This is a genomic window from Mesorhizobium loti (assembly GCF_003148495.1).
Taxonomy (GTDB): domain Bacteria; phylum Pseudomonadota; class Alphaproteobacteria; order Rhizobiales; family Rhizobiaceae; genus Mesorhizobium; species Mesorhizobium loti.
This window is the reverse complement of sequence record NZ_QGGH01000003.1, coordinates 171028-190243: the sequence shown is the minus strand read 5'-3', so window position 1 is coordinate 190243 and position 19216 is coordinate 171028. Positions and strand designations below refer to the sequence as shown.

Here is a 19216-nt window from a genome sequence, read left to right as displayed (position 1 = left end):
CGCTGGCGCCATCTGTGCCGCGCCCGGTCGAACCAACCTCCTCTGGCCTGCCGGCCATCTCCCCCTCGAGGGGGGAGATCGATCGTCGCGCCAGTTTTGCCAACCGTCAACGATGCAAGAGGGGAACCTACGTCTCTGAGCCTAAGCTTGCGTCTGCTGCGCTTCTGGCGCCGCCTTCGCCTTATGCCGCTCCGCCCAATCCTCCAGCCAGTCGCGGCTTTGCATCTCGATCAGCCGCGATGCCGTGCGCTCGAACTCGAAGACCTCGACGCCGCGTTTGGCCACATAAAGCTTCTGCGGCGGCGCTTCGGCACTCACCACCAGCCGCACATGATGGTCGTAGAGCGTGTCGATCAAAAGGATGAAGCGCTTGGCCTCGTTGCGCTTGCCATCGCCGAGCACCGGGACGTGGTCGATGAAGACGGTCGAAAAGCGTCCGGCAATCGCCAGGAAATCGCGGGCTCCGAGCGGCTTTTCGCAGAGATCGGCAAAGGAGAACCGCGCCGCATCGCCCGCCGCACGCGGCACGACCACGTGCCGGCCTTTGAGCGCCAGCGACGTATGCGCCTCTGGCGCCCCGCGCGTCATGGCTTGCCAGGCCTCGTCGAGCACCTGGGCGGCCGCCGCATCGGCCGGCGTGACATAGACCGGTGTGCGGACTAGCTTTTCCAGTCGGTAGTCCTTGTCGGCATCGAGCGTCAACACCTGTGCATGCCGCTCCAGAGTGCCGATGAACGGCAGGAAAAGCTGGCGGTTCAGCCCGTCGCGATAGAGATCTTCCGGCGCTACGTTCGAGGTGGCGACCAGCACCACGCCGCTGGCAAACAGCGCCGAAAACAACCGCGACAGGATCATCGCGTCGGCAATGTCGGTGACCGAGAACTCGTCGAAGCACAGCACCCAGGCCTGCTCGGCAAGCGCCTTGGCCACGGGCGGGATCGGATCGTCTTCCTTCACGTCGCCATTCTTGCGCGCCTGCCGGTGCTTCTGGATACGGTCCTGTACATCGGCCATGAAGTCGTTGAAGTGGACGCGGCGCTTGCGCCGCACCGGCAGCAAGTCGAAGAACATGTCCATCAGCATGGTCTTGCCGCGGCCGACGCCGCCATGGATGTAAAGGCCTTTGACGGCCTCATGCGTCTCGCGCTTGCGGGCAAACAGCCAGCCCAGCGCGCTCGACTTGTGCGCCAGCCGCTTGGCCGAGATCTCGTCGATCAGCCGATCGAGCGCAGCCGCGATCCACTCCTGCGCCGGATCGCGTTCGATCGCGCCGGTTTCCACCAGATGGTCGTAGCGCTGCCTGACGGTCGCATGGGTCTGGAGGCCGTCACGCAGATGCATCGGTCACGTCATTTGTTTTTATGCATGTCGCTGTCCCGAAACCGGGGCCACTTCTGCGCGACATGCATTCGGAAGGACTAGCCTACCTTGTAAGCGAAATCGGCTGGCCGTTGGAAGTCTGGCCGTCGAATTTCGAGCCGCCCGAAGAATAGAGCCGCGCCAGCGCGCCGCCACTCTCATCATAAAGCGTCAGCTGCTTGCCGGCGACGTTCCACGACTTGATGCCGTCGATCGGGGCCGGGCAATGCAGCGGCCCGGCGCGGAAGCCGGCGCCGAATTTGGTCTGCGGCGTCGCCACCTTGCAGCTCTGGCCGGAAACGCTGACGTTCCAGACACCGGCGACGCTGGCGGCGGTCACGTCCGAAGCGCCGGCCGGCGCCGCGCCGTCCGGCGGCAGCGAGGCTACCTGCGTGTTCGCCGGGGCAGTCGGGAATTGCGACGGGTCAGTGGTGCCGGGCGATGCCGGCGGCGGCAGCTGGTTGCCGGTCACCTTGCCGGCGGGCGCGGCCTCCAGCGGCGCGGGCTGCTGGTCATCCATCGACGAGAAACGTGAGGTCGAACAGCCGCTCGCAACGAGCGCGGCCAGCGATACGGCCACCAGACCGGTTTTCGAAAAAGTCATTCCAACCTCCGTCGGATCCGGCTGGGGGGAAGCCGTCCGCACAATCTCACCCCCACCAAGATGGAGAAGGTGGCGAAATTTCAACCCGATATGGTTAAAATACGGTTTGCGGCAAGATTTGTTGCAAATTTATCGCAATCGCGATGGCATGGGCCGCTTGTCACGCGTCGCCCAAGGACCCCAGTCAACGATCCCAGTCAACACAGTGCTGCCCTGGCATTCGGCGGTCAGATGCTTGCGCGAGCCGGCGTAGCCCCTATGTCTGGTGACGAAACCCTGCTGGAGCCGCAAAATTGGCCGCGAGAAAGACAGCCGCCAATCGCTACTACAGCGGCCCGCCGAGCGACCATTTCGACGGCACATTGTTCTTCAATCCCGACGGCCAGCCGCCTGGCCGTTTCGCCGACCTGCTGAAATGGCAGTTGAATGGCAAGCGCTCGAAATGGCCGGCGACCAATCCAAGCCCCTTTCCGCAGGCAAAACCGACCGCGAAGATCGAAGGCCCCGCGCTGGATGTGACGATGGTCGGCCATTCCACCTTGCTGATCCAGACGGCCGGTCTGAACATCCTCACCGATCCGGTGTGGTCGCTGCGCGCGTCGCCGCTTTCCTTCGCCGGGCCAAAACGCATCAATCCGCCGGGCATCGCCTTTGCCGACCTGCCGCCGATCGACCTCGTGCTGGTCAGCCACAACCATTACGACCATCTCGACCTCGCCACGTTGAAGCGGCTGAAGGCCAGCCACGACCCGCTGGTGCTCGCCCCGCTCGGCAACGACGCCATCATCGAAGCCGCCGTGCCCGGCATGCGGCTGTCGGCGCATGACTGGGGCGACAGGGTCGAGGTCGGTAACGGCGTCGCCCTCCATGTCGAGCCGGTGCATCACTGGTCGGCGCGTGGCGCCCGCGACCGGCGCATGGCGCTGTGGGCCGGCTTCGTCATCGAAACGCCTGATGGCAAGCTCTATTTCGCAGGCGACACCGGCTTCCACGATGGCATCAACTACCGGCTGATGGCTGAGAAACATGGCGGTTTCCGTTTCGCCATCCTGCCGATCGGCGCCTATGAGCCGCGCTGGTTCATGGCGCCGCAGCACCAAAACCCCAGGGAAGCCGTGCAAGGCATGACGCTTTGCAACGCCGCTTTCGCCGCCGGCTGCCACTGGGGCACCTTCCAGCTCACCGACGAACCGATCGACGAGCCGGCGCGGAAATTGGCCGAGGCGCTCGACGATCAAGGTGTCCCGCGCGAGCACTTTCGCGCCTTGCGGCCCGGCGAGGTCTGGACCGTGCCTGAGATCGGGCGCGGCTGACGTCTGCATTGGCCATTTACGGCCCGGTCATTTTCGCAGATGGTCCGCCCGACAGGCAAAGGGGAATGCAGATGAAATCGATCATGGCAGTTCTGATGGCGCTGGCGATCTCGACGCCGTGCGCTTTCGCAGGCGAAATCGGCGACCGCGCCGCGGAAGCCGAAAAACTGCTGCAATCGGGTGACGGCGCCGGCGCGCTGGACAAATTCCGCAGCGCCGAGGAAGCCTTTTGGCAAGCGATGCCGCTGGCCGTCCAGAACGTCAAACAGGTCGATACCGCAAGCGGTTTCGGCATCTACAGCGAGCGCGCCAATCACACCTACAAGCCCGGCGAGAAGATCGTGCTGTACATGGAACCCATTGGCTATGGCTACGGCTCGGACGGCCTCGGCAACAGCATGATCGCGCTTTCCGTCGACATCACGGTGGTTTCCGCAGCCGGCGAGACGCTAGGCACGAGCGAGAAGGTCGGCCGTGTCCAGGTCGCGTCCCGCTCGCACAACCGCGAACTGTTCTTCAAGCTGGACCTCTCCCTTGACGGCTTGCCGCCCGGCAAATACCGCTGCGACTTCCTTATGCACGACGAGAATTCGAACAAGACGGCGCCCTTCACCACCGATATCGAGATCGCCGGCTAGTTTTCGCCGCCAACATGGCCTCGCAACCGACGGGAACTCGAGCGCGGCAGCCGCGTTTTTATGCGGTTTGAAAAATCTGTCGGTTTGCGAGGCATTCCCATGCTCAAATGGATCATCATTCTCCTCATCGTCGCCGCTGCGGCGAGCCTGCTCGGCATGCCGGCGCTGGCAGGTGCCGCCGCCACCGGTGCGCGCATCCTAATCGGCATCGTTCTGGTCATCTTCCTGCTGGTGGTGCTGGGCATCTTCGCCGTCACGTAAGTCCGGCGCCTTCGCCGTGACCAAGCGGCTGCGCACTGGTAATTCCCGCCCGTTTCCGCCATATAGCGCCAAACGGACACGGAATTTTCGGAGCAATGGCCAGCACCGCCCCTTTCGCCAAGATGAACGGCATCGGCAACGAGATCATCGTTGCCGACATGCGTAGCCGTGCCGATCGGGTGACCGCAGCGGCAGCGATCGCCCTGAACGCCGATGCCGCGACCAGCTTCGACCAGATCATGGCGATCCACGATGCCAGGACGCCCGGCACCGCCTTTTTCATCGACATCCTGAATTCCGATGGCTCCAAGGCGCAGGCCTGCGGCAATGGCATGCGCTGCGTTGTCCAGGCGCTTGCCGCCGAGACCGGCCAGAAGACCTTCACCTTCGAGACCGTTGCCGGCATCCTCAACGCGCGCGAACATGCCGACGGGTCGATCTCGGTCGACATGGGCAAGCCGCGTTTCGGCTGGCAGGACATCCCGCTGGCCGAGGAATTCCGCGACACCCGCATGATCGAGCTGCAGATCGGCCCGATCGACGCACCCGTGCTGCACTCGCCCTCGGTTGTCTCGATGGGCAATCCGCACGCCATCTTCTGGGTCGACAACGACGTCTGGTCTTATGAACTCGACCGTTTCGGCCCGCTGCTCGAGAACCACCCGATGTTTCCCGAGCGCGCCAACATAACCATCGCTCAGGTCACCTCGCCTGAAACCATGATCATCCGCACATGGGAGCGTGGCGCCGGCCTGACCAAGGCCTGCGGCTCGGCCTCCTGCGCCGCCGTGGTCGCAGCCGCCCGCACCAACCGGACCGGCCGCAGCGTCAGCCTGCTGACCCCCGGTGGCGGCACGCTGCATGTCGAATGGCGCGATGACGACCACGTCATCCTCACCGGCGCTGCCGAATGGGAATTTTCCGGCAACTTCGATCCGTCGACCGGAACATGGGCCCGCGACACCGAAAGCGCGGCTTGATGTCCGCTCTGTCCAAGAGCCCGGTGTCCAAGGGCATCGACGTCGTCACCTTTGGCTGCCGGCTGAACACTTATGAATCCGAGGTGATGCGGCGCGAGGCTGAAACCGCCGGTCTTGGCGCGCTGGAGGGCGGCGCCGTGATCTTCAACACCTGCGCCGTCACCGGCGAGGCGGTGCGCCAGGCCAAACAGGCGATCCGCAAGGCGCGCCGCGACAATCCGCAGGCGCGCATCATCGTCACCGGCTGCGCCGCGCAGACCGAGCCTGAAAAATTCGCCGCCATGGACGAGGTCGATCTCGTGCTTGGCAATGAGGAGAAGCTGAAAGCCAATTCCTATCGCGCGCTGCCGGATTTCGGCGTCAACGACACCGAGAAGGCGCGCGTCAACGACATCTTTTCCGTCCGTGAGACCGCAGGCCACATGGTCGACGCCATCGAGGGGCGGGCACGCGCCTTCGTCCAGGTGCAGAACGGCTGCGACCACCGCTGCACCTTCTGCATCATTCCCTATGGCCGCGGCAATTCGCGCTCGGTGCCGATGGGCGCCGTGGTCGAGCAGGTCAAGCGGCTCGCCGGAAACGGCTATGCCGAGATCGTGCTGACCGGTGTCGACATGACCAGTTTTGGTGCCGACCTTCCGGGCGCGCCAAAGCTTGGCAGGCTGGTGAAGACCATCCTCAAGCAGGTGCCCGATGTGAAGCGCCTGCGGCTATCCTCCATCGATTCGATCGAGGCTGACGACGATCTGCTCGACACGATTGCCACCGAGCCGCGGCTGATGCCGCATCTGCATCTGTCGCTGCAATCGGGCGATGACATGATCCTGAAGCGGATGAAGCGTCGCCATCTGCGCGATCAATCGATCCGCTTCTGCGAGGATGTTCGCAAGCTGCGCCCCGGCATCGTCTTCGGCGCCGACATCATCGCCGGCTTCCCGACCGAAACGGATGAAATGTTCGAGAACTCGGAAAAAATCGTCGAGGAGTGCGGCCTGACCCATCTCCACGTCTTCCCGTTCAGCCCGCGCGAAGGCACGCCCGCCGCGCGCATGCCGCAGCTCCGCCGCGAGGTGGTCAAGCAGCGCGCCGCCCGGCTGCGCGTCGCCGGCGAGGCTGCGTATATCAGGCATCTGTCGTCGCTCACTGGTACGCGTCAGTCGATCCTGGTCGAACGCGACGGCCTTGGCCGCACCGAGGGTTTTACGCTTGCCGCACTCGGCACGGGCGCACCGGGTGAGATCGTCGAGGCCGATATATCAGGCCACGATGGTATGAGGCTGATCGCGGCGCCCCTTGCCGCCCGCGCCGCCTGAGAAACGCAAAGCATGGCTGGTTTTTTCAAGAAGATATTTTCGTTCGGCAAGAAAGAGGTTGTCGAGGAGCGGGTCGACGAAACCGCTCCGCTGCCGCCGATCAAATGGGAAGCACTCGATGCGCTGAAGCCGGCGGCCGAGCAGGTCGTTCCGGAGTTCTTGAAGCGCGACGAGCCGCAGCCCGAGGCGGAAACGACGCCGACGGTCGAGCCGGAGGTGATTCCTGCGCCGGAACCGGCGCCTGTCGAGGAACCGGTACCTGAGCCGGCGCCTTCAATTCCTGCCGAGCCGGAAATCCAGCCTGAGCCTGCCCCGGTTGAAGAGCCGCAGCCGGTTGAGCCCGAGGTTCCTGCCCCCGAGGTCCCAGCCAAAGAGCCAACGCCGGAGGAAGTCCCCGCCGCGCCCGCGGCGCCCGAGCCAGTTCCCGCACCTGAACCGGAGGAAATTCCTGGACCGGAGCGGCCGGAGGTCGTGCCGCAGCCGGAGAAGCAGCCAGAACCTGCGCCCGTCGAAGTGCCGGCGCCGCCGGTCGAGGCTCCACCGGCAAGGCCGGAACCCGAGATTCCGCCGGCGGAAATCCGAGCTCCCATTCGCCAGCCTCCACCGGTCGAAACGCAGCCGGTCCTCGCCGAGATTGCGCCTGAACCGCAGGCCGCGCCGACGCCCCACCCTCCCCTCGATGGGGAGGGTCGACGCGAAGCGGCGGGGTGGGGTGACAGCACCGGCGCCAGTCACCCCCACCCCCGAGCTGCGCTCGGGACCTCCCCCATCGAGGGGGAGATAAAGCCGGCGCCCGAAGCTCCGCCGGTCGATATCCCGGCGCCCATTCGCCAGCCATCGCCTGTTGAATCACAGCCTGTCATTGCCGAAATCGCGCCCGAACCGCAGGCCATTCCGCAACCTGCTCCAAAACCCGTTCCTGCGCCCGGCAAGGTGACCGTCACCAAGAAGGTCGAGCAGAAGGCCGAGCCCCAGAAGGCGCCGGAGCCGGCGCCGAGGCGTTCATGGTTCCAGCGCATGAAGGACGGGCTTGCCCGCTCGTCCAAGGAGCTCACCGGCAACATTGCCGGCGTCTTCACCAAGCGCAAGCTGGACGAGGAGACGCTGCAGGACCTGGAGGATGTGCTGATCCGCGCCGATCTCGGCATGGAAACCGCCCTGCGCGTCACCGATGCGCTGGCCGCCAGCCGCTACGGCAAGGATGTCTCGGACACCGAGGTTCGCGCCATCATGGCGGCCGAGGTGGAAAAGGTGCTGACCCACGTCGCCATGCCGCTGGAGCTCGATCTCTCGCACAAGCCGCATGTCATCCTGGTGGTCGGTGTCAACGGCACCGGCAAGACCACGACCATCGGCAAGCTGGCCGCCAAGCTCACCGATGGCGGCCTGTCGGTGATGCTCGCCGCCGGCGACACCTTCCGCGCCGCGGCGATCGAACAGCTGAAGATCTGGGGCGAGCGGACGAAATCGCCGGTCATCGCCTCCAAGATCGGCGCCGATGCCGCAGGCCTCGCCTACGACGCCTTCGAAAAGGCCAGGGAAGCCGGCTCCGACGTGCTGATCATCGACACCGCCGGCCGCCTGCAAAACAAGACCGAACTGATGGCCGAGCTCGAAAAGATCGTCCGCGTGCTCGGCAAGCTCGATCCGGAAGCGCCGCACACCGTTTTGCAGACGGTCGACGCCACCACCGGCCAGAACGCGCTCAACCAGGTCGAGATCTTCCGCAATGTCGCCGGCGTCAACGGCCTTGTGATGACCAAGCTGGACGGCACGGCACGCGGCGGTATTCTGGTGGCGATCGCGGCAAAGCACAAACTGCCGGTCTATTTCATCGGCGTCGGCGAACAGGTCGACGACCTCGAACCTTTCTCAGCAAGCGAATTCGCCAGGGCGATCGCTGGAGTGGCGTAGCAAGCATGTCCCAGAAAGTTGCAGACTTTTTGGATCAGATCATGCGTAAGAAAGAGATTCCATGAACCCACCCATTCTCGAACGCGATCCGTCCGACCCGCAAAAACAGAAGAAGGAAGGCGTCAATCCGCTGCTCAAGCTGGTGCTGGAGCTGGGGCCGTTGATGGTCTTCTTCTTCGCCAATGCGCGCGGCGAATGGCTGGTGCAGAAATTCCCTGCTTTGGCCGAATTCGGCGGCCCGATCTTCGTCGCCACCGGCCTGTTCATGGCCGCCACGGCCATCGCGCTGATCGCTTCATGGTTGCTGTTGCGCACCTTGCCGATCATGCCGATGGTGTCGGGCGTCGTCGTCTTCATCTTCGGCGCACTGACGCTCTATCTGCAGGACGACATCTTCATCAAGATGAAGCCGACCATCGTCAACACGCTGTTCGGCGGCGTGTTGCTCGGCGGCCTCTACTTCGGCAAGTCGCTGCTTGGCTATGTCTTCGATTCGGCCTTCAGCCTCGACGCCGAAGGCTGGCGCAAGCTGACCTTCCGCTGGGGCCTGTTCTTCCTGTTCCTGGCCCTTGCCAACGAAGTGGTGTGGCGGAATTTTTCCACCGACGCCTGGGTTACCTTCAAGGTCTGGGGCATCATGCCGATCACGCTTCTGTTCACCTTCAGCCAGATGCCGCTGATCCTGCGCCATTCGCTTGAGGACAAGACCGGGAAAGAAGAGAAGGCCGGGAAATAGAGCCTGCAATTAGGGGGAGAGCCATGGAATTCGTCACCACGCGCGACGAGCTGAGGACGATCTACAAGACGCCGCGACCGACCGACGGCTCGATCCGCAAGGAGCTGAAACTGCTCGATGGCCATTGCCGTTCCTTCATTGGCAAGAGCCCGTTCGTGCTGATCGGCTCGTCCGACGGCGCCGGCAATGCCGACGTGACGCCGAAGGGCGACAAACCGGGCTTTGCCGCCGTGCTCGACGACACCACCATCGCCATTCCGGACCGGCCCGGCAACAACCGGCTCGACACGCTGGAGAACATCCTCCTCAATCCCTCGGTCGGGCTGCTGTTCCTCATTCCCGGCATGAACGAGACGCTGCGCGTCAATGGCGAGGCCCGCATCACCGTCGACGGTGGCCTGCGCGAGCGGCTTGCCGTCGACGGCAAGGAACCGCAAAGCGTTATCGTGGTCACCGTTAAGGCCACCTATATGCATTGCGCCAAGGCCTTCATGCGCTCCGATCTGTGGAAGCCGGAAACCTGGTACGACCGCGCGACGCTGCCGACGCTTGGCCAGATCCTGCGCGACCAGTTGGCGCTGGCCGATTCGGCCGAGGCGACCGACCGCTGGCTGGACGACGGCTACAAGCAGACGATGTGGTAGGCTTTCGGGACCACGATTCGTCCTGACCGGTTCCACACCTTGCTGAACATCCTTGCCATTTCCGGCAGCCTGCGCGCGGCCTCCACCAATTCGGCACTGGTCGCCGCACTGGCGCACAACGCCCCGCCCGGCTGCCGTGTCACCGTCTATGACGGGCTTGGCCGTCTGCCGATCTTCAACCCCGACGATGAGGGCGAGCGGACGCCGCCCGCGGCGTCCGAACTGATCGACGCCGTCACTCAAGCCGACGGCGTGATCATCTCCTGTCCGGAATATGCCCATGGCGTGCCGGGCGGTTTGAAGAACACCCTCGACTGGCTGGTCTCGCGCGACGCCGCCGTCGAGAAGCCCGCAATGCTGGTGCACGCCTCGCCGCGCTCGCTGTTTGCCCGCGCCGCACTGGCCGAGGTCATGCGCACCATGTCGTTCGCGCTTTGCGACGACGTGCTGGAGATTGCCTTGCTCGGCAAGAAGCCGCCTGATGTGGAGGCCATCCTGGCCGAGCCGGAAAACCGGCGGGCGATGCATGATGCGCTGAATGCTTTCGCCGCTTTCATCCGCGCGCGTTGAGCGGCGGCCGCCATACCTTCGAACTAGCCCTTTCGCAGCGTCTCGACATCGGTCTTGCCGACATACCAGTCGCGCGCATTGACCTCCTCGAAGACCACCCAGACATCGTCATTGCCGAGGCCGGTGGCGTCCATGATGGCCGCCGTGACCTTTTTGGCGATATCCGCCTTCTTGCCCGCCGGATCGGCGGCGATCACTTCCTTGACGATACGGATGTTGACGAATGGCATTTTGTCCTCCCGGGGATGTTCGTGCTCGCGACCCACTTCGACGAAACTGTCGAATGATCGTCAGTGCTCTGGTCTCAATAAGTCTTGGCGCCGTTGACCATCAGCCGCACCATGTAGAGCGACGTGGTGCCGGCGATGTAGAGGCAATTCAGCTTGTTGCCGCCGAACACGCAATTGGCGGTGACTTCCGGCACCTTGACCTTGCCGATCAGCGTGCCGTCCGGATCGTAGCAATGGATGCCGTCGGCCGCACTGGTCCAGATGCGTCCGTCCTCGTCGAGCCGAAAGCCGTCGAACAGGCCGGCCGTACAGTCGGCGAAGATTTTTTCGCCGGAGACTTTCTTGCCGCCCTTGCCGACATTGAACACCCGCATATGCGCCGGATTCTGCGCGCCATGCGTGCGGCCGGTGTCGACGACATAGAGCTTGCTCTCGTCGAGCGAGAAGGCGAGACCGTTGGGCCTGACCATGTCGGTGATGACGGCTTCGACCTCGCCGGTGCCGGGGTCGACCCGGTAGACATGGCAGGCGCCGATCTCGCTCTCGGCCTTGTCGCCTTCATAGTCGGTATCGATGCCGTAGCTCGGATCGGTAAACCAGATCGAGCCATCCGACTTCACCACCGCATCGTTGGGTGAGTTCAGCCGCTTGCCCTTCCATTTGGCGGCGATGGTTGTGACCGAGCCATCGAACTCGGTGCGGCTGACGCGGCGGCCGGAATGCTCGCAGGTGACCAGCCGGCCTTGCCGGTCGACAGTGTTGCCGTTGGAGTTGCCGGACGGCTGACGGAAGACGCTGACATTACCGTCGGTCTCGTCGTAGCGCAGCATGCGGTTGTTGGGGATGTCGGACCAGACGACATAGCGGCCGGCGGCGAACCAGGCCGGCCCTTCCGCCCATTGGCATCCGGTGAACAGCTTCTCGACCTGCGCGTTGCCGCTGAACAGGCGCGCGAAGCGCGGATCGAGAATTTCATAGTAGTCTGCGGCCGCCATGCTTTTCCTCCCGGCATCAGTGACACCGGATCAAGCCAGCCGGCGGGACAGAAGGCAATGTGGGTACGCACAGTGTCATGCAAAAAGCCAAGACAGATCACTTGCCGGCTCTACGCATGACGTCAACGCAGCATTAACCGGCTATGCGCTGGGCGCAATGGTGCATTGCAACATCTTCTTTTTGCAACGCACCATTACTATGTCATGCTTCGTATCGATCAAGGGAGGAAGAAACCGCCGCCGAAATGCGGCGCCAAAAGGAACCTTGCTATGATCCTCGACAGTCTCATGACCCGCGCTCGCAACAGCATTGCCAAGCGCAAGCACTACAACCGCCTTGTCGCCGAAATCGACAGCTTTTCCAGCCGCGATCTGGCCGACATGCGCGCCGACCGCTCGGAAATGCTCTACCAGGTCCACAAGCAGATCTACGGCTGAGCCCCAGGTCCGATAAGACGCACCGCCAAGGTGCGTTGAGATTCAGGTCAGGCCGAGACGAAAACGGTGGTTTCCGAGAACCGGAGCGGAGCGTACTTAAGTACGTGAGCACCGGAAGCGCGGGAAGCCGCCGTTTGCAGGCCGGCATCACCTGAATATCAACGCGCCGCCAGCGCCTTGTCTATCTGTGGCAGCAAGAGGTCCCTCGCCGTCTCGGGCGTCAGCGGGCCGACATGCTTGTAGGCGATCTTGCCGTCCTTGCCGATGACGAAGGTTTCCGGCACGCCGTAGACGCCCCAGTCGATCGCCGTGCGGCCGGCTTCGTCGACGCCGATCGCCTGGAACGGATTGCCGAGATCGCCGAGGAACCGGCGGGCGTTTTCCGGCCGGTCCTTGTAATTCAACGCCGCCATGGTGAAACGCTTGTCCTGTGACAGCGCCAGCAGCACCGGATGCTCTTCGCGGCACGGCGCGCACCATGACGCGAAGACATTGACCAATGTGACCTTGCCGACGAAGGCTTTCGAATCGAGCCCCGGCAGGTTTGAGCCCTCCAGCGCTGGCAGATTGGTCTGCGGCGCCGGCAGGCCGATCAGAGCCGACGGCACTTCCGAAACATCGCGCCCCGACAACAGCTGCGACAGGAACAGTCCAGTCAGGCCGAGGAAGATCAACAGCGGCAAAAGCACAAACAGGCGACGAGTGGGTGGCGTCGGCGTTTCCGTTTCGGCGTTCATGGCTTGGCCGCCTTGTCGGAGCGCCGTCGTATGCCGGCCGCTTCCAGTTCGGCGAGTTCGCGCTTGCGCGCCCGCTGGTCTATCAGGATCCAGCCGATCAGCCCGATCAGCACCATGGCGGTGATGCCATAGGCGGCGGTCACGTAAAGTGCGTGCGCGCTCATGCCTGCCGCTCCATCGACATCCTTCTTCCCAACGGAATCCTTCCGCCTCGCTCGATCATGCTTTCCCTTAACGGCGTGCTGGCGGCTTCGCAATCGGCTGCCGCGCCGCGGCTTCCGAACTTATGCGGTCGCCGCGCTGCCGCCCTTGATGTCGCGCAAACCGCGCCTGACGTCACTCAATCCGTTCCGTGGCGCAGCGCCAGCGCCGCCGAGACCGGACCCAGCACGCTAAGAAACAAGGTCAGCGCGGCAAGAATGAGGAAGGGCTGCAGAAACGGATCGGGATTGGCGGTGGCCCCATAGCTCGCCGAAACGCCGAAGATCAGCACCGGGATGGTCAGCGGCAGCACCAGCACCGAGATCAGCAGCCCACCACGAGGCAGCGCCACCGCCACGGCGGCACCGGCGGCACCGATGAAGGTGATTGCCGGCGTGCCGACCAGAAGGGCCAGCGCCGTGGCGCCGATGCCGAGCGGCTCCATGTTCATGAACAGGCCGAGCAAGGGAGCCGCGATGACCAGCGGCAGCACGCTGCCCGCCCAATGCGCCAGGCATTTCGTCAGCACCGTCAGCGCCAGCATATGGCGGTCATTGCCGAGCACCAGCAAATCGAGCGAGCCGTCCTCGCGGTCGGCCTGGAACAGCCGGTCGAGGCCGAGCAGACAAGACAGCAGCGCGCCGATCCACAGGATCGCCGGACCGATGCGAGCAAGCAGCTTCAGGTCCGGCCCGACCCCAAACGGGATGGTGGCGATGACAGCGAGGAAGAAGATGACGCCCGTCAGCGCCCCGCCGCCGGCACGGATGTTGAGGCGGATGTCGCGCAGGAAGAGCGACCACATTAGGATGCGGTCCCTTGTTGAGGCAGGAGTTCCCCCATCACCAACCCCTTCGCGCCATCCAATCCAAGCGGCAGATGCGTCGCCGCGACAATCATTCCGCCATCCGCGCAATGTCTCGTCATCAACCCCGCGAACCGCCCCTCCGAAGCCTTGTCCAGCCCCGCTGTCGGCTCATCGAGCAGCCACAATGGCCGGTGGCTGACCAAAAGCTTGGCGATCGCCGACCGCCGCCGCTGCCCTGTCGACAGATAGCCGAACGGCAGGTGGCCGATGCCGCCAAGCCCGACGGTTTCAAGCGCCTCTTCGACGCCGAGTTGCCCATCGCCGTTGAAGTCGCGCCAGAAGCGCAGGTTCTCCGCCACGCTGAGCGCCGGCTTCATTGCGTTCTGGTGGCCAAGGTAATGACAGGCCGACGCGATCGACGGAAACGCTTCGCCGCCACCTTCAATCTTCACGCTGCCTTCCGCCACCGGCAGCAACCCGGCGATGACCCGCAGCAAAGTCGATTTGCCTGATCCGTTCGGCCCGGTGACAACAAGCGCCTGACCGTCTTCCAGGGCAAAGCCGATGCCGGCAAACACCGTGTCGCCGCCGCGTTCGCCGCCCAAATTTTCGGCGATCAGCCGCATCCCTCGCCTGTCCTGAAAACCATGTGCCGCGGCAGCTGCCGCATCGCACAAATTTGCTTTGCAACTGTCTAGAACTATTCCAGAAAATTCTCTATATGCGGTGCATCCGTGCCAGCGGTCGGCACGGGAACAGAATTAGCGCCGAACCAGCGCACGCGCCGCCTTGAACGGCTCGGGTTGCTTGGGAACGGACAGCGGAAATGGCCGTACCCGCACCTTTGCGCGTGATTGCATGCCATCGGCGTCCGTTCCCTTTCAGGCTGAACAGACAAGGATCGCACGTGTCAAAATCCCTCGACAGTTTCAATTGCCGCCGCACGCTGACCGCAAGCGGCGCCGAGTATGTCTATTTCGATCTCATCGAGGCCGAGAAGAACGGCCTGACAGGCATCGCCCAGCTGCCCTATTCGATGAAGGTGCTGCTGGAGAACCTGCTGCGCAACGAGGACGGCCGCTCCGTCACCAAGGAATCGATCCAGGCGGTGGCCGGCTGGCTGACCGACAAGGGCACCGCCGGCGTCGAGATCGCCTATCGCCCGGCCCGCGTGCTGATGCAGGATTTCACCGGCGTTCCGGCCGTGGTCGACCTTGCCGCCATGCGCGACGCCATGGCCTCGCTCGGCGGTGACCCGCAGAAGATCAACCCGCTGGTGCCCGTCGACCTCGTCATCGACCATTCCGTCATCGTCGATGAATTCGGCACGCCGATGGCCTTTGCCCGCAATGTCGAGCTCGAATATGAGCGCAACGAGGAGCGCTACAAGTTCCTGAAATGGGGCCAGCAGGCGTTCCGCAACTTCCGCGTCGTGCCGCCCGGCACCGGCATCTGCCACCAGGTCAACCTCGAATATCTCGGCCAGGTGGTGTGGACCAACACCGAGGACGGCGAAACCACCGCCTATCCAGACACCTGCGTCGGCACCGATTCGCACACCACGATGATCAACGGCCTTGGCGTGCTCGGCTGGGGCGTCGGCGGCATCGAGGCCGAGGCGGCCATGCTCGGCCAACCCGTCTCCATGCTGCTGCCGGAAGTCATCGGCTTCCGCCTCACCGGCAAGCTCAAGGAAGGCGTCACCGCCACCGACCTCGTGCTCACCGTCACCCAGATGCTGCGCAAGAAGGGCGTCGTCGGCAAGTTCGTCGAGTTCTTCGGCCCGGGCCTCTCCAACATGACGCTGGCCGACCGCGCCACCATCGGCAACATGGCGCCCGAATATGGCGCCACCTGCGGCTTCTTCCCGGTCGATGGTGAGACCATCCGCTACCTCACAATGTCTGGCCGCAGCGAGGATCGCATCGCGCTGGTCGAGGCCTATGCGAAAGCGCAAGGGTTGTGGCGCGACACCGGCTCGGCCGACCCTGTCTTCACCGACCTGCTCGAGCTGGAACTTGGCTCCGTCGTGCCGTCGATGGCCGGCCCCAAGCGGCCCGAAGGCCGCGTCGCGCTCGAAGGCATTCCGGAAGGCTTCGCCAAGGCGATGGAGACCGAATACAAGAAGGCCGCCGAGATCCACAAGCGCTATCCGGTCGAAGGCACCGACCATGATCTCGGTCACGGCGATGTCGTCATCGCCGCCATCACCTCGTGCACCAACACCTCGAACCCGAGCGTGCTGATCGGCGCCGGCCTCCTGGCCCGCAACGCCAACCGCCTCGGTTTGAGGCAGAAGCCGTGGGTGAAGACCTCGCTGGCACCGGGCAGCCAGGTGGTCGCCGAATATCTGGAGAAATCCGGCCTGCAGAAGGAACTCGACCAGATCGGTTTCAACCTGGTCGGCTTCGGCTGCACCACCTGCATCGGCAATTCCGGCCCGCTGCCGGCGCCGATCTCGAAAACCATCAACGAAAAAGGCCTGATTGCTGCCGCGGTCCTGTCCGGCAACCGGAACTTCGAAGGCCGTGTGTCGCCCGACGTGCAGGCGAATTATCTGGCGTCGCCGCCGCTGGTCGTCGCGCATGCGCTGGCTGGCACCGTCACCAAGGACCTCACGACAGAGCCGCTCGGCGAGGACAAGAACGGCAACCCGGTCTATCTCAAGGATATCTGGCCGAGCTCGGCCGAGATCCAGGAGTTCATCGAGAAAAACGTCACCCGCGAGCTGTTCGCCCGCAAATATGCCGACGTCTTCAAGGGCGACGAGTACTGGCAGAACGTCAAGGCGCCGGAAGGCCAGACCTATGCCTGGGACGACAACTCGACCTATGTGCAGAACCCGCCCTATTTCGCCGGCATGACCGCTGGTTTCGGCAAGATCGGCGACATCAAGGGCGCCCGCGTGCTTGGCCTGTTCGGCGACAAGATCACCACCGACCACATCTCGCCTGCGGGTTCGATCAAAGCGGCCTCACCGGCCGGCAAATACCTCACCGACCATGGCGTCGGCGTCGCCGACTTCAACCAGTACGGCACAAGGCGCGGTAATCACGAGGTGATGATGCGCGGCACCTTCGCCAACATCCGCATCCGCAATCACATGCTGGGCGAGAACGGTCGCGAAGGTGGCTACACCATCCACTACCCGTCGAAGGAAGAGGAATCGATCTACGACGCGGCGATGGAGTACAAGAGGGAAGGCGTGCCGCTGGTTGTCTTCGCCGGCGTCGAATACGGCAACGGCTCGTCGCGCGACTGGGCGGCCAAGGGAACGAATCTGCTTGGTGTCCGCGCCGTCATCGCCCAGTCCTTCGAGCGCATCCACCGCTCGAACCTGGTCGGCATGGGCGTCATCCCCTTCGTCTTCGAGGATGGCACTTCCTGGGCCACGCTTAATCTCAAAGGCGACGAGCTGGTCGAGATCGACGGACTGAGCACGATCAAGCCGCGCCAGACGATGATCGCCAAGGTCACCTATGGCGACGGCACGGTGAAGAACGTGCCGATCATCTGCCGCATCGATACGCTGGACGAGCTCGACTACTTCAAGAACGGCGGCATCCTGCAATACGTGTTACGGGATCTGGCCGCGTAGTCCGTTCTTCTAGCTCAAATAACAACGCCGGCCTGACGGGCCGGCGTTTTTTATTGCGTCGGCGAATATTTTGGAGTTGTATTCTCTTCGAGAGAGGGGAATTCCAATGCAGAAATATTTGCGCGTTTTCGCGAGCGGCATCCTATTGTCCGGATGTGCAAGTGGATATTTCATTCCTACACAAGCCGACAGCGCCGTGGACTATGGCCTACTGGTCAAAGGGCTGCGATGCGAGGTGGAAAGCGTCATGGCCTTTGATCGTGGGCAAACGTCACCAAAATACTTCTACGACAGGACCAAGCCGCGCTACGCTTCAATCGCCATACAGATTGACGGACATCTGGACCGTAACGCCGGGATTTCTGCTTCGATCGCCGACCATGGCCTGGGCAAACACGGTATTCTTTCCGCTTCGACAGGGCTTACCGCCTCCACGAATGATGTTGGCACAGTGATCATGGGCGACAGCGTCCTGCCCGACGAGCTTGCTTGCAAGGGCGGCGACAGAACCAAATACGATATGAAGCGGCTTGGCTTGCTGGAGTGGTACAAACACATTTCTGCGAATGTCCAATCGGCGGATACAAGCGGCTATCTGGACGAAATGAAATTTGTCCGCACGGGCACTGTCGTTTTCGGCCCTAACGGAGCATCGGTGGCATTTTTCAACCCTGTCACGGTCACGCCGAGTGCCGGGTTCCAAGTCGCGAGAGTTGTGCAAATAGAAATCGATTTCACCGATCAACCAAAAAAGCCAACAATCGCTCTGGATCAGGGCAGCCTGAACGCACTTGCGGAAATCATTCGAACAGGCGGCAAAAGCGGCGGCGGGAAAAAGAAACATGGCAAGGCTGCGGGGGGCACTGATCTACCTAGCCCCGCAGAGGTGTTGAGAGACGGACAAATTGAGAGACTGGACAAAAGCTTAAACAATATCGACACGTTGATCCGCCTCAATGGTCTATGACGATCCGTTGCGTCTAAGGTTCTAGCGGAATAGGCCCCTATCTGTACTCAGCCCTCGGCTTCCCAAAACGCGCCGCCGCCGCCAGAAGCACGCCGAGCATCAGGCCGTTGAAGATGTGCCAGAGGAAGTGCGTGCCGAGCGGAAAGCTGCCGCAGACCAGTGGATCGATCATCCGGCAGATGACGGACACCACGAAGATCGCCGATCCCGCCAGATTGTACCAGCCGGCGCGATTGCCGCTGGCCGCCACCAGCGCGCCGAAGAAGGCGAGCGCCAGGAACGGCGGCAGATAGCCCGTCGTGCCGTTCGACGCCTGGCGCAGCCAGTCCGGCACGGCGAAGGTTATCGCCCCGGCAACCACATAGAAGACAATGAAGATGGCGATGGCCTTGCCCCATCGCAGGCCGAGGAAGCGACGCAGGTTGAACAGCGTGTAGGCCAGCGTGAAGCCGGCGATCGGCAATACGTCGGCCCAGATCGTGCCCTTGGTGGCAAAGGTGTGGAAGATCGTCGAGCCGATGCCGATCGCTACCACCCACCAGGCCAGCACCTCGGCGAAGGTGCCGGTGCCCAGCCTTCGCACCTCGCGCACGCCCCACAGGCCGGCGGCGATGAAGGCGAGGTTCGTCAGGGCGTTGACCGGCTCGGACCAGAATTCCGGCCCGGTCCGCTCGCAATAGAGGTCGACCGGCGCCAAAAGAGTTTGCCACATCGTGATTGCCGCCCGAATCGGTTTCTATCCTGAAGCGCAAGCCTTCTCCTAGAGCAATTACAGGAAAAGTGTGAAGCGGTTTTCCCGGGAAAAGCGCATAGCGCTTTCCCTTGGAAATTGCGTCAAACCAAAGAGATAGAGCGGTTCGGCGTTTCGGTGAAACGATGAACCGCCCTATCGTGCCGTTGCTGTCGGCTG

Annotated in this window: 21 protein-coding genes; 12 read left to right on the top strand and 9 right to left on the bottom strand. The window is 63.3% G+C overall.

Going from position 1 to position 19216, the window contains the following annotated elements; all coding sequences use genetic code 11:
* Positions 1-141 precede the first annotated feature (141 nt).
* Entirely contained in the window at positions 142-1341 is a 1200-nt protein-coding gene (zapE, locus tag C8D77_RS14340) for a cell division protein ZapE (RefSeq protein WP_109663785.1), read from the bottom strand.
* An 82-nt stretch (positions 1342-1423) separates the two neighbouring features.
* A complete protein-coding gene (locus C8D77_RS14335; RefSeq protein ID WP_109663783.1) occupies positions 1424-1963 on the bottom strand; it encodes a protease inhibitor Inh/omp19 family protein in 540 nt (179 codons plus the stop codon).
* Between the two features lie 293 nt (positions 1964-2256).
* Here C8D77_RS14335 and C8D77_RS14330 point away from each other — a divergent pair, with 293 nt between their 5' ends.
* The 9 genes from C8D77_RS14330 (at position 2257) to C8D77_RS14290 (ending at position 10332) form a co-directional block, all read left to right on the top strand.
* Entirely contained in the window at positions 2257-3276 is a 1020-nt protein-coding gene (locus C8D77_RS14330) for an MBL fold metallo-hydrolase (RefSeq protein WP_109663781.1), read from the top strand.
* Positions 3277-3347: 71 nt separating this feature from the next.
* A complete protein-coding gene (locus C8D77_RS14325; RefSeq protein ID WP_109665341.1) occupies positions 3348-3914 on the top strand; it encodes a hypothetical protein in 567 nt (188 codons plus the stop codon).
* A gap of 99 nt (positions 3915-4013) precedes the next feature.
* Complete coding sequence (locus C8D77_RS14320; RefSeq protein ID WP_082525393.1) at positions 4014-4175, top strand: DUF1328 family protein; 162 nt, start codon at positions 4014-4016, stop codon at positions 4173-4175.
* A gap of 95 nt (positions 4176-4270) precedes the next feature.
* Positions 4271-5155 carry a diaminopimelate epimerase gene (dapF, locus tag C8D77_RS14315; RefSeq protein WP_109663779.1) on the top strand — a complete coding sequence of 295 codons (885 nt, stop codon included), beginning with the start codon at positions 4271-4273 and terminating at the stop codon, positions 5153-5155.
* The gene (mtaB, locus tag C8D77_RS14310) at positions 5155-6468 is read left to right on the top strand and encodes a tRNA (N(6)-L-threonylcarbamoyladenosine(37)-C(2))-methylthiotransferase MtaB (RefSeq protein ID WP_109665339.1); all 1314 of its coding nucleotides are present in this window, start codon (positions 5155-5157) and stop codon (positions 6466-6468) included. The genes dapF and mtaB overlap by 1 nt, the downstream gene beginning before the upstream one ends.
* A gap of 12 nt (positions 6469-6480) precedes the next feature.
* Positions 6481-8382 carry a signal recognition particle-docking protein FtsY gene (gene ftsY / locus C8D77_RS14305; RefSeq protein WP_109663777.1) on the top strand — a complete coding sequence of 634 codons (1902 nt, stop codon included), beginning with the start codon at positions 6481-6483 and terminating at the stop codon, positions 8380-8382.
* Positions 8383-8443: 61 nt separating this feature from the next.
* Positions 8444-9118 (top strand): septation protein A, encoded by a 675-nt coding sequence (locus C8D77_RS14300; RefSeq protein ID WP_109663774.1) that lies wholly within the window; start codon positions 8444-8446, stop codon positions 9116-9118.
* A gap of 23 nt (positions 9119-9141) precedes the next feature.
* Positions 9142-9762 (top strand): pyridoxamine 5'-phosphate oxidase family protein, encoded by a 621-nt coding sequence (locus C8D77_RS14295; protein ID WP_109663772.1) that lies wholly within the window; start codon positions 9142-9144, stop codon positions 9760-9762.
* A gap of 39 nt (positions 9763-9801) precedes the next feature.
* Positions 9802-10332, top strand: a complete 531-nt coding sequence (locus tag C8D77_RS14290; protein WP_109663770.1) for an NADPH-dependent FMN reductase — start codon at positions 9802-9804, stop codon at positions 10330-10332.
* Positions 10333-10355: 23 nt separating this feature from the next.
* On the opposite strand, the gene C8D77_RS14285 is transcribed toward C8D77_RS14290, so the two are convergent.
* Together C8D77_RS14285 and C8D77_RS14280 are read right to left on the bottom strand one after the other, a co-directional pair.
* A complete protein-coding gene (locus C8D77_RS14285; RefSeq protein ID WP_013892236.1) occupies positions 10356-10562 on the bottom strand; it encodes a tautomerase family protein in 207 nt (68 codons plus the stop codon).
* Positions 10563-10636: 74 nt separating this feature from the next.
* Complete coding sequence (locus C8D77_RS14280) at positions 10637-11557, bottom strand: SMP-30/gluconolactonase/LRE family protein (protein ID WP_109663768.1); 921 nt, start codon at positions 11555-11557, stop codon at positions 10637-10639.
* A gap of 270 nt (positions 11558-11827) precedes the next feature.
* Between C8D77_RS14280 and C8D77_RS14275 the strand changes: the two genes are divergently transcribed.
* Positions 11828-11995, top strand: a complete 168-nt coding sequence (locus C8D77_RS14275) for a hypothetical protein (protein ID WP_081738754.1) — start codon at positions 11828-11830, stop codon at positions 11993-11995.
* A gap of 158 nt (positions 11996-12153) precedes the next feature.
* Here C8D77_RS14275 and C8D77_RS14270 read toward each other — a convergent pair whose 3' ends face one another.
* From C8D77_RS14270 to ccmA, 4 genes are all read right to left on the bottom strand, one after another.
* The gene (locus C8D77_RS14270; RefSeq protein ID WP_109663766.1) at positions 12154-12732 is read right to left on the bottom strand and encodes a DsbE family thiol:disulfide interchange protein; all 579 of its coding nucleotides are present in this window, start codon (positions 12730-12732) and stop codon (positions 12154-12156) included.
* On the bottom strand, positions 12729-12896 hold the full coding sequence (gene ccmD / locus C8D77_RS14265) for a heme exporter protein CcmD (protein WP_109663763.1): 168 nt from the start codon (positions 12894-12896) through the stop codon (positions 12729-12731). Before ccmD ends, C8D77_RS14270 begins: the two co-directional genes overlap by 4 nt.
* Before the next feature lie 176 nt (positions 12897-13072).
* Complete coding sequence (gene ccmB / locus C8D77_RS14260) at positions 13073-13738, bottom strand: heme exporter protein CcmB (RefSeq protein WP_109663761.1); 666 nt, start codon at positions 13736-13738, stop codon at positions 13073-13075.
* A complete protein-coding gene (ccmA, locus tag C8D77_RS14255) occupies positions 13738-14367 on the bottom strand; it encodes a heme ABC exporter ATP-binding protein CcmA (protein ID WP_109663759.1) in 630 nt (209 codons plus the stop codon). The genes ccmB and ccmA overlap by 1 nt, the downstream gene beginning before the upstream one ends.
* A gap of 281 nt (positions 14368-14648) precedes the next feature.
* On the opposite strand from ccmA, the gene acnA reads away from it, so the two are divergent.
* Positions 14649-17339 carry an aconitate hydratase AcnA gene (acnA, locus tag C8D77_RS14250; protein WP_109663757.1) on the top strand — a complete coding sequence of 897 codons (2691 nt, stop codon included), beginning with the start codon at positions 14649-14651 and terminating at the stop codon, positions 17337-17339.
* Between the two features lie 106 nt (positions 17340-17445).
* Positions 17446-18306, top strand: coding sequence for a hypothetical protein (locus C8D77_RS14245; RefSeq protein WP_109663755.1), 861 nt, complete (start codon positions 17446-17448; stop codon positions 18304-18306).
* Between the two features lie 37 nt (positions 18307-18343).
* Here C8D77_RS14245 and C8D77_RS14240 read toward each other — a convergent pair whose 3' ends face one another.
* Positions 18344-19018: a ceramidase domain-containing protein gene (locus C8D77_RS14240; protein ID WP_109663753.1), complete on the bottom strand. Its 675-nt coding sequence runs from the start codon at positions 19016-19018 to the stop codon at positions 18344-18346.
* Positions 19019-19216: the final 198 nt, after the last annotated feature.

Bases quoted from the DNA above. Each gene is read 5' to 3' on its own strand.
- zapE (WP_109663785.1), bottom strand. From the start codon at position 1,341: ATGCATCTGCGTGACGGCCTCCAGACCCATGCGACCGTCAGGCAGCGC.
- C8D77_RS14335 (WP_109663783.1), bottom strand. From the start codon at position 1,963: ATGACTTTTTCGAAAACCGGTCTGGTGGCCGTATCGCTGGCCGCGCTC.
- C8D77_RS14325 (WP_109665341.1), top strand. From the start codon at position 3,348: ATGAAATCGATCATGGCAGTTCTGATGGCGCTGGCGATCTCGACGCCG.
- C8D77_RS14320 (WP_082525393.1), top strand. From the start codon at position 4,014: ATGCTCAAATGGATCATCATTCTCCTCATCGTCGCCGCTGCGGCGAGC.
- dapF (WP_109663779.1), top strand. From the start codon at position 4,271: ATGGCCAGCACCGCCCCTTTCGCCAAGATGAACGGCATCGGCAACGAG.
- mtaB (WP_109665339.1), top strand. From the start codon at position 5,155: ATGTCCGCTCTGTCCAAGAGCCCGGTGTCCAAGGGCATCGACGTCGTC.
- ftsY (WP_109663777.1), top strand. From the start codon at position 6,481: ATGGCTGGTTTTTTCAAGAAGATATTTTCGTTCGGCAAGAAAGAGGTT.
- C8D77_RS14300 (WP_109663774.1), top strand. From the start codon at position 8,444: ATGAACCCACCCATTCTCGAACGCGATCCGTCCGACCCGCAAAAACAG.
- C8D77_RS14295 (WP_109663772.1), top strand. From the start codon at position 9,142: ATGGAATTCGTCACCACGCGCGACGAGCTGAGGACGATCTACAAGACG.
- C8D77_RS14285 (WP_013892236.1), bottom strand. From the start codon at position 10,562: ATGCCATTCGTCAACATCCGTATCGTCAAGGAAGTGATCGCCGCCGAT.
- C8D77_RS14280 (WP_109663768.1), bottom strand. From the start codon at position 11,557: ATGGCGGCCGCAGACTACTATGAAATTCTCGATCCGCGCTTCGCGCGC.
- C8D77_RS14275 (WP_081738754.1), top strand. From the start codon at position 11,828: ATGATCCTCGACAGTCTCATGACCCGCGCTCGCAACAGCATTGCCAAG.
- C8D77_RS14270 (WP_109663766.1), bottom strand. From the start codon at position 12,732: ATGAACGCCGAAACGGAAACGCCGACGCCACCCACTCGTCGCCTGTTT.
- ccmD (WP_109663763.1), bottom strand. From the start codon at position 12,896: ATGAGCGCGCACGCACTTTACGTGACCGCCGCCTATGGCATCACCGCC.
- ccmB (WP_109663761.1), bottom strand. From the start codon at position 13,738: ATGTGGTCGCTCTTCCTGCGCGACATCCGCCTCAACATCCGTGCCGGC.
- ccmA (WP_109663759.1), bottom strand. From the start codon at position 14,367: ATGCGGCTGATCGCCGAAAATTTGGGCGGCGAACGCGGCGGCGACACG.
- C8D77_RS14245 (WP_109663755.1), top strand. From the start codon at position 17,446: ATGCAGAAATATTTGCGCGTTTTCGCGAGCGGCATCCTATTGTCCGGA.
- C8D77_RS14240 (WP_109663753.1), bottom strand. From the start codon at position 19,018: ATGTGGCAAACTCTTTTGGCGCCGGTCGACCTCTATTGCGAGCGGACC.